General features: G+C 66.7%; 18 protein-coding genes. 11 read left to right on the top strand and 7 right to left on the bottom strand.

Annotation, left to right across the window (positions count from 1 at the left end):
* Nucleotides 1-47: 47 nt before the first annotated feature.
* Nucleotides 48-1,220 (bottom strand): Gfo/Idh/MocA family protein, encoded by a 1,173-nt coding sequence (locus ACFVWG_RS12055; protein ID WP_391543231.1) that lies wholly within the window; start codon nt 1,218-1,220, stop codon nt 48-50.
* 147 nt (nt 1,221-1,367) lie between these two features.
* Between ACFVWG_RS12055 and ACFVWG_RS12050 the strand changes: the two genes are divergently transcribed.
* From ACFVWG_RS12050 to ACFVWG_RS12035, 4 genes are read left to right on the top strand one after another with little or no spacing between them, the layout of a single operon-like run.
* Nucleotides 1,368-2,207 carry an SGNH/GDSL hydrolase family protein gene (locus tag ACFVWG_RS12050; protein ID WP_391543230.1) on the top strand — a complete coding sequence of 280 codons (840 nt, stop codon included), beginning with the start codon at nt 1,368-1,370 and terminating at the stop codon, nt 2,205-2,207.
* Nucleotides 2,208-2,217: 10 nt separating this feature from the next.
* Nucleotides 2,218-2,934, top strand: a complete 717-nt coding sequence (gene rph / locus ACFVWG_RS12045; protein WP_132405575.1) for a ribonuclease PH — start codon at nt 2,218-2,220, stop codon at nt 2,932-2,934.
* Entirely contained in the window at nt 2,931-3,536 is a 606-nt protein-coding gene (gene rdgB / locus ACFVWG_RS12040) for an RdgB/HAM1 family non-canonical purine NTP pyrophosphatase (protein WP_391543229.1), read from the top strand. The genes rph and rdgB overlap by 4 nt, the downstream gene beginning before the upstream one ends.
* Nucleotides 3,537-3,539: 3 nt before the next feature.
* Complete coding sequence (locus ACFVWG_RS12035) at nt 3,540-4,127, top strand: hypothetical protein (protein WP_391543228.1); 588 nt, start codon at nt 3,540-3,542, stop codon at nt 4,125-4,127.
* 457 nt (nt 4,128-4,584) lie between these two features.
* Here ACFVWG_RS12035 and ACFVWG_RS12030 read toward each other — a convergent pair whose 3' ends face one another.
* From ACFVWG_RS12030 to ACFVWG_RS12015, 4 genes are all read right to left on the bottom strand, one after another.
* Nucleotides 4,585-5,253, bottom strand: coding sequence for a DsbA family protein (locus ACFVWG_RS12030; protein WP_391543227.1), 669 nt, complete (start codon nt 5,251-5,253; stop codon nt 4,585-4,587).
* Nucleotides 5,250-5,723, bottom strand: a complete 474-nt coding sequence (locus tag ACFVWG_RS12025) for a nucleoside deaminase (protein WP_391543226.1) — start codon at nt 5,721-5,723, stop codon at nt 5,250-5,252. The genes ACFVWG_RS12030 and ACFVWG_RS12025 overlap by 4 nt, the downstream gene beginning before the upstream one ends.
* Before the next feature lie 91 nt (nt 5,724-5,814).
* On the bottom strand, nt 5,815-6,219 hold the full coding sequence (locus tag ACFVWG_RS12020) for a DMT family transporter (protein ID WP_391543225.1): 405 nt from the start codon (nt 6,217-6,219) through the stop codon (nt 5,815-5,817).
* Between the two features lie 42 nt (nt 6,220-6,261).
* Nucleotides 6,262-6,582: a DMT family transporter gene (locus tag ACFVWG_RS12015; RefSeq protein ID WP_391543224.1), complete on the bottom strand. Its 321-nt coding sequence runs from the start codon at nt 6,580-6,582 to the stop codon at nt 6,262-6,264.
* Between the two features lie 139 nt (nt 6,583-6,721).
* Between ACFVWG_RS12015 and ACFVWG_RS12010 the strand changes: the two genes are divergently transcribed.
* From ACFVWG_RS12010 to ACFVWG_RS11980, 7 genes are all read left to right on the top strand, one after another.
* A complete protein-coding gene (locus tag ACFVWG_RS12010; RefSeq protein ID WP_391543223.1) occupies nt 6,722-7,165 on the top strand; it encodes a MarR family winged helix-turn-helix transcriptional regulator in 444 nt (147 codons plus the stop codon).
* A gap of 196 nt (nt 7,166-7,361) precedes the next feature.
* Nucleotides 7,362-8,795: an AMP-binding protein gene (locus ACFVWG_RS12005; RefSeq protein WP_391543222.1), complete on the top strand. Its 1,434-nt coding sequence runs from the start codon at nt 7,362-7,364 to the stop codon at nt 8,793-8,795.
* Nucleotides 8,792-9,058: an acyl carrier protein gene (locus ACFVWG_RS12000; protein WP_391543221.1), complete on the top strand. Its 267-nt coding sequence runs from the start codon at nt 8,792-8,794 to the stop codon at nt 9,056-9,058. The genes ACFVWG_RS12005 and ACFVWG_RS12000 overlap by 4 nt, the downstream gene beginning before the upstream one ends.
* Before the next feature lie 38 nt (nt 9,059-9,096).
* A complete protein-coding gene (locus ACFVWG_RS11995) occupies nt 9,097-9,471 on the top strand; it encodes an ectoine synthase (protein WP_391543220.1) in 375 nt (124 codons plus the stop codon).
* Nucleotides 9,472-9,544: 73 nt separating this feature from the next.
* Entirely contained in the window at nt 9,545-10,663 is a 1,119-nt protein-coding gene (locus tag ACFVWG_RS11990) for an acyl-CoA dehydrogenase family protein (RefSeq protein ID WP_391543219.1), read from the top strand.
* A gap of 9 nt (nt 10,664-10,672) precedes the next feature.
* Entirely contained in the window at nt 10,673-11,320 is a 648-nt protein-coding gene (locus tag ACFVWG_RS11985; protein ID WP_391543218.1) for a transglutaminase family protein, read from the top strand.
* 9 nt (nt 11,321-11,329) lie between these two features.
* Nucleotides 11,330-12,109, top strand: a complete 780-nt coding sequence (locus ACFVWG_RS11980; protein WP_391543217.1) for a maleate cis-trans isomerase — start codon at nt 11,330-11,332, stop codon at nt 12,107-12,109.
* Between the two features lie 68 nt (nt 12,110-12,177).
* Here ACFVWG_RS11980 and ACFVWG_RS11975 read toward each other — a convergent pair whose 3' ends face one another.
* Entirely contained in the window at nt 12,178-13,269 is a 1,092-nt protein-coding gene (locus ACFVWG_RS11975; RefSeq protein WP_391543216.1) for an IS701 family transposase, read from the bottom strand.
* A gap of 233 nt (nt 13,270-13,502) precedes the next feature.
* Nucleotides 13,503-14,744: an RNA polymerase sigma factor gene (locus ACFVWG_RS11970; RefSeq protein WP_391543215.1), complete on the bottom strand. Its 1,242-nt coding sequence runs from the start codon at nt 14,742-14,744 to the stop codon at nt 13,503-13,505.
* Between the last annotated feature and the right edge of the window lie 55 nt (nt 14,745-14,799).

Below are 14,799 nucleotides of genomic sequence, written 5' to 3'. Positions count from 1 at the left end.
GAGGGCTCAGCATTCGCATCGCGGCGTACCGGGTCACGTCGAAAATGCTACCGCACTTGGCCGTTGTCGAAGTAGGTGACCAGGGCGGGGTCCAGTTCCGGTACGTCGATCGGTACGCCGTTCGACCGGAGTGAGTTGGTGGCCGCGACGCCGGCGGCGACTGCGGCGCGGGCGGCGACCGGGGAGGTCAACGTTGTACCGCCGTCGCGGACGAAGGTGAGGAACTCGTTGACCAGGTGCGGGTCGGCGCCACCGTGGTGCTCGCTCTCACCGGCGATCTCGACGACGATGTCGGCGTCCTCGCGGTAGCCGGAGCGGCGGCTGTTCCAGACCTTCACGACGCCGCCGGCGGTGTCGCCGAAGTTCTCCAGGCGGCCGTGGGTGCCGATGACGGTGTAGTTGCGCCAGTAGTCCGGCGTGTAGTGGCACTGCTCGTAGGTGACGAAAACCCCGTTGTCCAGCAGGAGATTCGCCATCGAGAGGTCCTCGACGTCCATCACCGGAGCCATCCCCTTCTGCTCCAGCGGCGGCCAGTTGTCCGAACTCACGAAGTCCGAGAACCGCTGGCCGGTCCGGTCGAGCCGGTCCTCGATACCGCCGTACAGGGTGAGCGCGCCCATCGCGTTGACGCGCCTGGTGTAGCCGTTGGCCAGCCAGTGCATCACATCGATGTCGTGGGCCCCTTTCTGCAGCAGCAGGCCGGTGGTCCGGCGGCGGTCGGCGTGCCAGTCCTTGAAGTAGAAGTCACCACCGTGGCCGACGAAGTGCCGGCACCAGATCGCCTTCACCTCGCCGATCGCGCCGTCCTGGATCAACTGCCGCATGGTCTGTACGACCCGCATGTGGCGCATGTTGTGACCGACGTACAGGCGGGCGCCCGAGTCGTAGGCCGCCTGCAGCACGCGGTCGCAGCCCGCGGTGGTGATCGCCAGCGGCTTCTCGACGAAGACGGAGGTCCCGGCCTTGAGGAAGTCGATCGCCGGACCCTCGTGCAGGTCGTCCGGGGTGGTCAGGAAGACCCCGTCGAGCTTCTGGTCGAGCAGGTCGGTGTGAGCGGCGTGCGCCGTCGCCTCCGGGTACTTCTCGAGCGCCTGTTCCCGCTGCGCGGCGACGGGGTCGGCCACGGCGACGATGGCGCTGCCCTCACCAGGACGGTGCGCGTGTCCCGCGAGGTAACTCCGGGCGCCGAGCCCCACCACGCCGAGTCGAAGATCAGTCATCAGCCAGCAACTCCTGCACATAGTTGTTTGAAGCAGCCTAACTCCGAGCAGTTCCGTCCTTCAATCACCCGTCCTCTGTCTGAAATTGCCTTCCCGGTCATCTAGTCAACATCGCAACATCTCACCGTGCCGCCACCATGACGGAATGTGAGCCTCCACTACGTGGCACTGGGGGACTCGACCACAGTTGGGGTCGGGGACCCGATGAACGGCAGCAGTACGACCGACCTTTCCGGTGCCGGTGCGCGCCCGGGGGAAGGGTGGCGGGGCTGGGCCTCGCTGCTCGCCGACTCCTTGGGCAGCTCCCACCGTGTGACGTTCTCCAACTTCGCGACCAGTGGCGCGACCACGGACCTGGTCGCGACCGAGCAGCTTCCCGAGATCGGGAGCGGGCCGATCGACATCGCCTCGCTGATCGTCGGGATCAACGACACTCTGCGCTCCACCTTCGATCCGGGCCGGGTCCGCGACCACCTGCACCTGTGCGCCGAGGAACTGACCACGCGCGGCGCGCTGCTGCTCACGGTCCGGTTCCACGACCACGCCAAGATCTTCGGCCTGCCGAGGTGGATGGGCCGGCCGCTGTGGCAGCGGATCGAACAGGTCAACCTCGCGTACGACGACCTCTACAGCCGGTACGGCGGGATCCGGCTGGACATGGCCGATTTCCCCGAGATCTACCGGCGTGACTTCTGGAGTATCGACCGGATGCACCCCGGTGAGCGCGGGCACCGCAAGCTGGCCCGGATGTTCGCCGACGAACTGAGCCGGCGGGGCGTGCCGATCGACGTACCGCCGAACCTGGACTGTGCCTACCAGCCGCCGAGCAAGTGGGCCGACGCCGTCTGGATGATCAAGGAAGGCGTCCCGTGGCTCGGCCGCCGCGCGAACGACCTGATCCCGTTCGCCGCCCGGATGGCCCTCACCCAGCGCCGCCCGGTGTCGGGCGCGTTGACCAATGCGGAGGTCCAGCGCCTGGAGGCATAAAGTTGCGGCCATGGCTCGCATCGACGGACGTACCCCTGACCAGCTCCGACCGGTAACCCTGACACGGAAGTGGCTCGACCACGCCGAAGGGTCGGTGCTGGTGGAGTTCGGCAAGACGCGGGTGCTCTGCGCGGCGAGTGTGACCGAAGGTGTACCGCGGTGGCGGAAGGGTTCCGGGCTGGGCTGGGTCAGCGCGGAGTACGCGATGCTGCCGCGGTCGACGAACACGCGCTCGGACCGGGAGTCGGTGAAGGGCCGGATCGGTGGCCGGACGCACGAGATCTCGCGGCTGATCGGCCGGTCGCTGCGGGCCGTGATCGACTACAAGGCGCTCGGCGAGAACACGATCCTGCTGGACTGCGACGTACTGCAGGCTGACGGCGGCACCCGTACGGCGGCGATCACCGGCGCGTATGTCGCGCTCGCGGACGCGGTGTCGTACCTGCGCGACCGCAAGCTGCTCAAGAGTGAGCCGCTGACCGGGACGGTCTCGGCGGTGTCGGTCGGCATCATCGACGGTGCTCCGATGCTCGACCTCTGCTACGAGGAGGACGTGCGGGCCGAGACCGACATGAACCTGGTGATCACCGGTGACGGCAAGTTCATCGAGGTGCAGGGCACGGCCGAGGGTGCGCCGTTCGACCGCGCGGAGCTGGACAGCCTGCTGTCGCTCGGGCTCGCCGGCTGTGCGGACCTGACGAAGCTGCAGCAGGAGGCGCTCGGATGACCCGCGTTCTCTTGGCGTCCAACAACAAGAAGAAGCTCGAGGAACTGCGCCGGATCCTGACCCCGATCGTGCCGGGAATCGAGGTGATCGGGCTGGGCGACGTACCGCCGTACCCGGAACCGCCGGAGACCGAGCCGACCTTCGAGGGCAATGCATTGCTGAAGGCCCACGCGGCGCTGGCCGCGACCGGGCTGCCCTCGATCGCCGATGACAGCGGGATTTGTGTCGACGCGCTGAACGGGATGCCCGGCGTACTGTCTGCTCGTTGGTCTGGTCCGTTGAAGGACAACGACGCGAACAACCAGCTATTGCTGGGACAGCTCGAGGATGTGCCGGATGAGCGTCGCGGCGCGTCGTTCGTGGCGGCCGTCGCCTTCGTGCGCCCGCACGCGGCCGACGAGCTGGTGCTCGGCGAGATGCGCGGCTCGGTGATCCACGAGATCCGCGGGTCCGGCGGTTTTGGGTACGACGTTTTGTTCCAGGCCGACGGCTACGACCGGACCACGGCCGAGTTGTCGATCGAAGAGAAGGACGCGATCAGCCACCGTGGCAAGGCCTTGCGCGCATTGGCTCCGATCGTCGCGAAAGCATTGGGGGCCTAGAGCATGTTGTTCGCCGGACGTGACAAAGAAGGCGTCGAGGACGGCTGGATCACCTCGGCCTACCGCCGCTGGTCGGAAGCCCGCGTCGTCGAAGGCCGGATCTACCGCACCAACGCCGGCCGGATCCAGATCGACAGCGTCAGTCAGATCAACCCCGCGCTGATCGCCGACAACGACCCCGACGTCGCCCTCGCCGACCGCAGTAACGCCGGCGACATCCTCCGCCGCCTCCGCGGCGACGAGTCCTGGCCGACGTTCCTGATCCGCTTCCACCTCGTCAAAGGCCCGGACCCCCGCGAGGAACTAGCAGCCCAAACGGACCTCTCGGACGACGACCTAGCCGACCTCACCGAACGCCTGGCCCGCTTCGACGCCACCAACCCCCACGGCCCCTGGACAGTCCAAACCCTCCGCCTCATCGCCGCCAAACCAGCCACCCGAGCCGCAGACCTGGCCGCCTCCCTGGACCGCGAGACCGCCCCCTTCAAGCTCGACGTCCGGAAGTTGAAGAACCTAGGCCTGACCCACAGCCTCGAAACCGGCTACGAACTCTCCCCCCGAGGAACGGCGTACCTGAAGACCCTGGACTGACAAACGGGGCTTGAACACGAAACGGTGGGTGTGAACAGGTCATAGCTTGTTCACGCCCACGACAGGGGGTGCACACCCCCACCAACTGGTCAGCCGGCGCCGCCGTACGAGCAGCGCGCCCGCGAAGGCGACCTCGGGCTGGCCGCCGCCGCACGCAGCAGCTAACGTCCGAACATCCGGAGGCGGGCCCTCCGGTCTTTCGGACGTTAGCGGGGAGATGCGGTTAACGTCCGAAGAGGCGGAGGCAGGCCCTCCGGTCTTTCGGACGTTAGCGAGGGGATGTGGCTAGCGTCCGAAAACACGCTGACCAGGTACGGCGTTCGTTCGGACGTTGGCGGGGGGATGTGGCTAGCGTCCGAAAACACGCCGACCACGTGCTACATCGCTTCGGACGTTAGCGAGGGGATGTGAGTAGCGTCCGAAAACACGCTGACCACGTACGGCGTTCCTTCGGACGTTAGCAGCCGTCGACGCCGCAGGTGGCGCCGTAGGTGATGGCGTCGGCAGCTTGGGCGTTGAGGATGGCTTTGCGGAGCTCTGCTGGGTTGGGGACGCCTTCTAGGCGGGTGTTGCCGATGAGGATGGTGGGGACGGAGCGGATCTGGTGGGATTCGGCTTCGCGGAGGGCGTCCTGGTGCTTGGTGCGGTAGGTGCGGTTGTCGAGGGCGGCGCGGAAGTCGGCGCCGTCCAGGCCGATCTCCGTGGCGAGAGTCTCGAGTACGTCGGGGTTGCCGAGGTCTTGGTCTTCTTGAAAGAAGGCTTCGAACATGCGGTGGGTGTACTCGGTGCCCAGGTCGTGGGCGGCGGCGTACTGGTAGCCCTCGAAGGCTAGGTGGGTATAGGGCTGGGGGGAGACGGTCGGGAGGGTGATGTCGACGCCCAGCTGGCGGGCCATGGGGTAGACGGCTCGGGACCAGATGGCGGGGAGGTAGTCGTCTTCGGGGCGGAGCGTCGGGTGCGGGTGAGCCCGGAGCTCGAAGGGCATCCACTCGATGTCGACGTACAAGTCCTTCGTCGCCTCCTCGATCGGGCCTTCGGCGAGCATGCAGAACGGGCAGACGTAGTCGGAGAAGATCTTGATCTTGACGGCACCGAACACGGGTTCACTCAGCACAGGTTCGGTCATCGGAGCGCACCTTTCCGGCCGGTCATGAACTCCTGGAACGGGACTTCGTGGCCCTCGATCGGGGCGTGGGTGACCTTGATCGGCCAGGTGGTGGGGTCGTTGGCGAAGATCGCGTACGAGCTGGAGTAGTTGAAGCCGTACTCGTCGGCGGTCTTGCGGTCGGAGGCGTAGACGATGTGCTCGACGTTGAAGTAGAGCGCCGCCATGTAGCACAGGGCGCAGGGTTCACCCGACGCGATCAGGGTGGCGCCCGCGACGCCCGTCCGGCCGGCCTGCTTGGCGGCGGCGCGCAGTGCGACGACCTCGGCGTGTGCGGTCGGGTCGTCGTCCTCGAGGACCCGGTTGAATCCGGTACCGAGCACGTGCCCGTCACGGACGACGAGGCCGGCGAACGGGATGCCACCTTCGGCGACGTGCAGGCGGCTGATCCGGACGGCTTCCGCCACGTGCGGAGTGAGGTCAGTTGGCATCAAGAAGTCCTTGGGGGAGTAGAGGGAGCACACCCGGAGCGGCCCATCCGGACGGGGGTGAGGACGCTCCGGGGTGCAGTACGGAACCGCTTCAGACGCTGGCGTTCGAAGCTTCCTTCGGCTGCTCGACGGCCGGCGCCTTGGCGGCGTCCAGGCGGTCGGCCAGCTTGAGCCAGATGACACCGGCGATGATCAGGCCGAGCCACAGGGACTGGACCAGGGTGAGGCTCTGGTCGAAGAAGACGGGGCCGAGGGCGGCCGCACCGGCTGCTCCGATACCGGCCCAGACGGCGTACCCGATGCTGACCTCGATGGTGCGCAGGGCAGCGCTCAGGGCCCACAGGGTGAGCAGGAAGAACACGACGGCGACAAGCGACCAGGTCAGGCGGGTGAAGCCGTGGCTTCCGCCGACCGAGAGCGCGTAACCGATTTCGAAGAAACCGGCGAGCAGGAGCATCAGCCAGGACTTGGCTGCAGACGGGCTGGTCGAAGACATCTGAAGGGTTCCCTTCGGGGAGAGTTTACGCGCGGGGAGGGTTTACGCAGCGCCGCTGAGCTGGAGGCCGACGACGCCGGCGATGATCGCCGCGATGCCGAGGCCCTTGCGCCAGCTGAGCTTCTGACCGAAGACCAGGACGCCGAGCAGCGTGATGCCGATCCCGGAGATCGACGTCCACATCGCATAGCCGACGCCGACGTTGAAGGTGAGCAGCGCGCGGCTGAGGAAGAAGGTGCCGAGAGCGCCGCTGACGAGCGTGATGATCGTCCACTTGCGGTTCTTGAAACCGTCGGCCTTGCCGGCCGCGATCGCCACCACGACCTCGAAGACGACGGCGATGCCGAGTAGGAGCCAGTGCATGAGATGTCCTCCAGAGAATTGCTTGTACATGCAAGCGTCTGGCCAGACCATACGCCAAAGTCGTGAGCAAGGGAAACCCCGGGGAGGTTGCACGAGCATGTACTCTGATTCAAGAATCAATCGAGGAGGAGCGGGTTCGATGACAACCTCGCAGGTCGCGCCCCCGCGCACGTCCGACCGCAGTGCCTGGGATCGCGTGCTCACGCTGCACGCCCAGGTCGAGCGTGAGCTGGCTCTCGCGCTGCAGAGCCGGCACGGCATCGGCCTGTCGGAGTACCGGTCGCTCGAGCACCTCGTCGCCTCCGAGACCAGCGAGCTGCGGATGCAGGACCTCGCCGACAAGGTCGGCCTCGGTCAGTCGTCGATCACCCGCCTGGTAGGGCGTTTGGAGGCGGCCGGCTTCGCCTTCAAGGATCTCTGTCCGTCGGACAAGCGCGGCGTCTACGCCGTCATCACCGACGAGGGCAGGAAGCGCTACCAGTCGGCCCACGCGACGTATGTCGAGGTGCTCTCGGCCGCCCTCAACGGATTCGCCGGCCACCCTGAGCTCGGCTCCACGGTCCAGGCGTTGCGTACCTCGTAGCGGCTTGTAGTACTCAGCTCCGCAACCCCCGCTCGCCCTCCGGCGTAGCGGGGGTTTTGTATGTCCGCGCAAGCACCAATGATGCTGCTCACTACTACTTCGCCAAGTAGATGCTTGACCAAGCATGTACCTCGCGGGATAGCTTCTGGATCGCCACACACCGTCCAGAGACTTTCCCTACTGCGAGGAATCCGCCGTGCCATCGCCCTGCCTGGCCGACGCCGTCGCCGTTCACGGCCTCCATCGGCCCCACCGCACCGCCCTGGTCTTCAATGACCGCACCGTCACGTACGGCGAGTTGATCGACCTCACCCAGACCTATCGCGGCCAACTGCTCCAGCTGGAGCTTCCGGCCGGCGGCACGGTCTGCGTCCCGGCGTACAAGACACCCGAGACGATCGCGCTGCTACTCGCCGCGTTCCACGAAGGCCTCGTCGTACTGGCTCCCTCACCTGATCTGGGTGCGGCGGCTCTGACCCGGCTGGCTCAGCAAGCCCGCGCCACCCACGTCCTCACGGTCGCCGACGTTCTGACAGCAGATCCGGTACGACGTGACGAGGCCGAGGCGGCCGGATTCGCTCAGGCGGACCCGCGTCGTACCTGCCTGCTTCTTACTACTTCGGGCTCCACCGGTACGCCGAAGATCGTGCCGATCGCGTCGACCGGGTTCGATGCCTTCACTGCCTGGGCCACGGCCGAGTTCGCGCTCACGTCGGATGATGTCGCGCTCTCGTATGCCCCGCTCAACTTCGACCTCGCACTGCTCGACATCTGGTCCTTCCTGCAGCTCGGCGCGCAGGTCGTCCTGGTCGATCAGGGCAAGGCCACGGACGCGCCGTACGTCCATGCCCTGATCGAGGACCACGAGGTCACCTTCATTCAAGGCGTCCCGATGCTCTACCGCCTGCTCGTCGAAGCCGGTACGGCGTTCCCATCCGTGCGCGAGGTGATCTTCACGGGCGACAGCGTGCCGGCTTCGCTCCTGGAACCGGTGAGTGAGGACTTCCCGAAGGCCCGGTTCCACAACATTTTCGGCTGCACGGAGACCAACGACTCGTTCATCTATGAGGTCGACCCCGCGACGCTCACCGGCAAGATGCCGATCGGCCGGCCCATCGCCGGTACCGAGGCACTCGTCAGCGACGCAGACGAATTGTTGGTGGCAACGCCGTTCCAGACGGACGGCTATCTCAACTCCGCTCTCAACGCCGACACCTTCCAGGTCATCGACGGTCGCGTCTTCTATCGCACCGGCGATCTCGTCACCCGCGACGAGGACGGTCTGTACAGCCTGCAAGGCCGCGCCGACTGGCAGGTGAAGGTCCGCGGGGTGCGCACCAACCTCCAGGAAGTGGAGCAGGTGATCGCCGCACACCCCGAGGTGCTGGAGGCGGTCGTCGTACCGCTGCCTGACGAACAGGCCGGCGTCCGCCTGCACGCCCACGTCAGCCGGCACCCGAGCAGCACGCTCACCAGCCTGCGGCTGCGGACGCACGCCGGCGAACACCTGCCGCGCCATGCCATCCCCACCTCCGTGCACATCACGGACGTCCCGCTGCCCCGTACGTCGACGGGCAAGCCGGACCGAAACCTGATCAAGAGCAACCGTCTGAAGGAGATCCACACGTGACCAGCAAGGACATCGCCGCCGAGATCCGTGCCTATGTCGTGGCGGAGTACCTGGCCGGTGAGGACGCCTCCGACCTGACCGGTGACTACGCCCTGATCGACTCCGGCGTCATCGACAGCCTCGGGCTGATCCGGCTCATCTCCCACCTCACCGAGACCTATCAGGTCTCCTTCGACGACATCGAGTTCGGCCCGGAGAACTTCCGCAGCCTCGACGCGATCGTCGACCTCGTCCGCACCAACTCCGCCGCCGCCGCGGCTTAGCAGTACTCCGTCCAACCCAGCAAGGAGAAACGCAAGAAATGATCGTCCGCAGCATTGACACCATCGCCCCCGTCGAGTGGGGCAACGGCCTCAGCTACCGCGTCCTCACCGAGGCGGACGGCATGGGCTTTGCCATCTGCGACACGCTCGTCCGGCGCGGCACCACCAGCGCCCTCCAGTACCGCGCCCACCTCGAGGCCTGCTTCTGCGTCGGTGGCTCCGGCGAGATCGTCGAGAAGGACGGCACCCGGCACAAGATCGTCGAGGGAAGCATGTATGCCCTCAACGAGCACGACCCGCATTACCTGATCGCCTCCGACGACGAGGACCTGCACCTGATCTCCGTGTTCAACCCGCCGATCGTCGGCAACGAGAAGCACACGTTGTCGGCCGACGGATTCTCGCAGTACTGAGTGCCGGCCCGCGGGTGGTTGCTCCGAGCAACCACCCGCGGGTTCCCCCGCAGTTCGACCCCGAGGACACCTTGTGAACGACGACCTTTTCCACCTCGCCACCCCGTGGGCAGATCAGCTCAACGCCGGCCTGCAGGAGTCCGACGCGGCCGGTGCCTTTCCGCAGGACAAGTGGAAGGCCATCCAGGACTCCGGGATCCTGCGGGCACCCTTCGATCCCGACCTCGGCGGCAGCGGCCGCAGCCTGACCGACACCATGCGTGCCCTGGAAGGTCTCGGGTACACATCGCGGGACGCCGGACTGTCCTTCTCCACGTCCACGCAGATCGTGTCCGTCGGCATCCCGATGCAGCGGTTCGCGACGCCGGAGCTCAAGAAGCGTTACCTGCCGAAGATCATGGCCGGTGACCTGGTCACCGCGCATGCGATCACGGAGGAGTCCGGCGGGTCCGACGCAACCAACATCGCCACGCTGGCCCATCGCGACGGCGACGACTACGTCGTCAACGGCAGCAAGATGTTCATCACCAACGCTCCGATCGCCGACCTGTTCCTGCTGTACGTGCGCACCGGCAAGTCGGGCCCGTTCGGCCTGACCACACTGCTGGTCGAGGCCGATACGCCAGGTCTGACCGTCGGGCCGGTGATGGACAAGATCGGATTGCGCACCAGCCCGATCGGCACGCTCTCGTTCGATGAACTGCGCATCCCGGCCACCAATCGCATCGGCGCTCACGGCGCCGGCTTCCTCGTCCTCGACTACGTGATGAAGCGTGAGGTCCTGTTCGGCTTCTCGCTCACGCTCGGCGAGATGACCCGCCGGCTGGAGGAGACCGTCGAGTTCGCCAAGAACCGCACGCAGTTCGGCCAGCCGATCGGCAAGTTCCAGGCGATCTCGCACAAGCTCGCCGACATGAAGATGCGGATCGAGACCGCGCGGAAGTGGCTGACCGACACTGGTGCGAAGGTCGAGGCCGGCCAGGACGCCGCCTTCGATCTCGCGGCCACCAAGACGATCGTCTCCGAGGCAAATCTGCAGACCGCACTGGACGCCGTCCAGATCCATGGTGGTCGCGGGGTGCTCACCGAGTTCGGGATGGAGCGCGAGCTGCGCAACTCCATCGCCGGGACGATCTACTCCGGCAGCTCGGAGATCCAGCGCAACCGCATCGCCACCCTGATGGGCCTTTGAGGAGCACCCATGACCGACCTAACTCGTCCGACAGCCTTCCTGGACTACGAAACCGAGGAGGTCCAGGCCTTCATCGACCACGCCGTCAAGGACCGCTCGGCGGACCAGATCACCAACGCGATCGAGCTGTACTACGCCGTACGGGACGGCATCTTCTATGAGGTGTACGGCGCTGACCTGTCCGCCGATGGCCTGAAGGCGTCGAGCGTCGTCCGGGCCAAGTCCGGCTTCTGCCTGCACAAGTCCGTCGTCTACGCGGCGGCTGTCCGTGCGCTCGGCATCCCGTCGCGTCTCGTGTACGGCGATGTCCGCAACCACCTCGCATCGCCGCGACTGATCGAGCACATCGGTGGTGACGTCTTCTTCCACGGCCTCACCCAGGTCTACCTGAACGGCAAGTGGGTCAAGGCCACGCCAGTGTTCAACAAGATGCTGTGCAAGCTCTACGGCATGGAGGCCCTTGAGTTCGACGGCACCTCCGACAGCCTCTACCACCCGCACGGCAGCGGTGGTTCGATGGAATTCCTCAAAGACCACGGCAGCTTCGACGACGTCCCGTACGAGTACGTCATCGAGACGATGCGGGCCAAGCACCCCAAGTTCCTCTCCGGGAGTGGAACCGTCAGCGGCGGCAGCCTCGCCGCGGAAGCACGTTAGGAGACCCAGATGACTCACGATGGTTGGGACGCCGGCACCCGGATCGGCGTCGTCGTACCGCATGCCGATGTCGGGCCGGAGGCCGAGCTTCAGGCGATGGCGCCGGCGTCGGTGTCGATCCACGGCTCCCGGGTCTACTTCGGCGCCATGCGGGCCGGTGGCGAGATGGACGAGAAGATCCCGCACGACCCCGTGCGCGCGTTCGTCGAACCGCCGTACCTGGACCAGGCGGTCGAGCTCGTGGCGGCCAGCCCGCTGAACGCCCTCGCATTGGCCTTCACCTCGTCCAGCTATGTGCTCAAGGCGAAGGGCGAGGAGGAGCTGTTCGAGCGACTCGCTCCGGTCACCCGCGGGCTGCCGATCACCGGTACGACGATGGCGGCGCGGGTCGCGTTCCAGGCGCTCGGCGCGCACAGGATCGCACTGGTGAACCCGCCGTGGTTCGACGACAAGCTCTCGGGCCAGGGCGCGGACTACTTCGGCGAGTTCGGGTTCGACGTCGTACACCACGGGCCGTGCGGCCTGCCGTCGAACCAGAAGGCGATCACCCCGACCAACCTGTCGGCCTGGATCCGTACGACGGTCGCCGCGCACAAGCCGGACGCCGTTTTCGTTGCAGGTAACGGGATTCGCGCGGTCGGGACGATCAAGGCGCTCGAGGAAGAGCTCGGGTTCAACGTGGTCACTGCGAACCAGGTGATCATGTGGCACGCGTTGCACCTCGCTGATGCCGCTCACATCGCTGCCGGGATCACGGACTACGGGCAGCTGTTCAGCACCAAGCCGTAGGCAACAGCCAGGGCCGCGCTCTTCATCGACTGAAGAGCGCGGCCCTGCTGTGTTCGGTCAAGGTTCGGTCAGGCGACCTGGCGCAGGCGGACGTCCTGCTGCTGGCTCGCGGCCAGCCGGTCATATGTGTACGCCGCGGAGACCAGCGTCATGTGGTGATGCCAGCCCGGGTAGGAACGGCCCTCGAAGTCGCGCAGCCCGAAGTCCCGTTCCAGCCGGCCGATGGTGGTGGTCGTCTCGGCCAGACCGTCCACGAGCGCGAGAAGTTCGTCGTACGGGCGGTTGGTCATGTTCGTGAGCCACAGGCCACCGGGTCGGCCGCGGCCGGCCTCGCGCCGCTCGAACAGGCGGTAGGTGCGCTGCAGTCCGGGTCTGGTGGTGGTGCGCGGCAGGTACGCGAGCCCGGTCGTGCGCTCGTCGACGAACTCCGCTGCCCGGACCGGAGTGCCCTCGGCACACTGCCGCGCGGCCAGGTGACTGCCTGGCTGGAGCAGGAGGTTGTCCGGTACGGCGATGACGAAGTCATGGGCTCGCTCGACCAGACCGTGGATCAGGGCGCAGGTGTCCAGGTATCCGACCAGGTCGGCGACGACCGGCATCGGCCGGTGCGATCGGCGCGGAGGCAGGCCGGTGATCAAATCGAGGACGCCGTCGATGGCCGTCGTCGTGTCGCTGGGGATGCGGGCGCGCCGGCGCCGCTCGGCGTCGGACCAGTCGTCGGGCAGCAGCATGCTCCAGGCCACCGGCAGGACGTCGTTGCCGGACGCGAGAAAGGAGCCGATGCCGATCTGGCAGTTGACCGTCCGGCCGGTCTGCGGAATGAAGCGCCGGTGAACTCCACACGACTGTCCGCCGCGTTTCGGAAGCACCGCGGGAGCGATGGTCCAGGACTGCGGCCGGGTCTGCCGTTCGACCCACCGCATAATTTCGGTCTGGATCGGTTCCCATTCCCACGGGCTGGCATTGATGAACTGGTGCAGGGCCTGGGCGGCGGTGTCGGAATCGGTGACCGCGGCAGCCATCCGCCGGACCGTCTTCTTGCCGGGCGTCGTGAGCAGTCCCTGCACGTACACCTCGGCCCAGCGCCGCTGATCGACCCGGGGTATTCGCCGGAACAGCTGGTCGGTGAAGCGGCCGAACGTGGTCGAGAGCGCAGCCATGAGGTCGTTCCTCCCCTGAGGCCCACCCGCAGCGGTGGACGCCCTCCGAGAATAAAGAAGACCGCTATGTTTTTTGAGGTCTGAAGCGGCAGATGGCTGCAACTTCACCATGTTGCCAAGTCATGTTTGACATGGCCTCACAATTCTTGCCGCCGGGTAATTGCGTGGTGACGGTCCGGGTAATGAGCCAAGCGTTTGGATGCTTGTTTCGACCTGAATGGAAAGGGTTGCCGCTACTGCCCGAGTTGATCGCGACGGCGGGTCAGATAAGCGGCTTCGGCGGTGTTCCCGGCCAGGGTGATGGCCTGCGTGTACGCCGCGCGGGAGTCGTCGCTGCGGCCCAGCCGGCGGAGGAGATCGGCGCGGGTGGCGTGGAAGGCGTGATAGCCGGCCAGTGCGGGTTCGAGGCGGTCGACCGTGGCCAGGGCGACGTCCGGGCCGTCCAGCTCGGCGACGGCGATGGCGCGGTTGAGGACGACGACCGGCGATCGGTCCAGCCGGACGAGCTGATCGTAGAGCGCCACGATCTGCGACCAGTCGGTGTCGCGGACATCGCGAGCCGAGGTATGGACGGCGTTGACCGCGGCAAGGATCTGGTACCGGCCGGGCGCGACGCCGGCGGCCAACCGCTCGCGGACCAACCGGTGTCCCTCGGCGATCAGAGCCGGGTCCCACGCACCGCGGTCCTGCTCCCCGAGTGGGACGAGTTCGCCGGTCGCGGAGACGCGCGCCGTACGGCGGGATTCGGTGAGCAGCATCAACGCCAGCAGCCCCACCACCTCACCGTCGTTCGGCAGCAGGGCGTGGATCAGGCGAGTCAGCCGGATCGCCTCGGCGGTCAGGTCGTGGCGGACCGGATCCGTGTCCGGGCCGGTCGCCAGATAGCCCTCGTTGAAGACCAGGAAGAGCACGGTCAGTACGCCGGCCACGCGGGTCGGAAGGTCCTCCGCGGCCGGGACCCGGTACGGGATCCGGGCAGCCTTGATCTTCGCCTTCGCTCGGGTGATCCGCTGGCCCATCGTGGTCTCCTGGACCAGGAACGCCCGCGCGATCTCGGGCACGGTCAGCCCGCCGACCATCCGCAGCGTCAACGCGATCCGCGTCTCCGGGGCCAGCGCCGGGTGACAGCAGGTGAAGATCAGCCGGAGCCGCTCGTCGTCGATGACCCCGAGAGGCTCCACAGGTTCGTCGTACGCCATCTGAGCCTCCTGCTGCCGGTCGTCGCGCTTGCTCTCGCGTCGCAGCCGATCGATGGCCTTCCGGTTCGCGGTCGTCGTCAACCACGCACCGGGATTAGGCGGTACGCCGTCACTCGGCCACCGCTCCACAGCCACCGCAAACGCCTCGGCCGCAGCCTCCTCGGCCACGTCCAGATCACCGAACCGACGAGCCAGCCCAGCCACCACCCGAGCCCACTCCTCCCGGTGGACACGACTGATCGCCTCGCTGACAGCCTGCTGTTCCGGTTCCAGCACTGAGACCTCTCGGTTGCCCTACACCCCTGCTACGAAGGGCGCTGCCCGATTTCGA

The sequence above is a fragment of the Kribbella sp. NPDC058245 genome (assembly GCF_042882005.1).
GTDB lineage: Bacteria > Actinomycetota > Actinomycetes > Propionibacteriales > Kribbellaceae > Kribbella.
The sequence above is the reverse complement of the archived record's forward strand: the minus strand, read 5'-3'. Positions and strand labels throughout refer to the sequence as shown.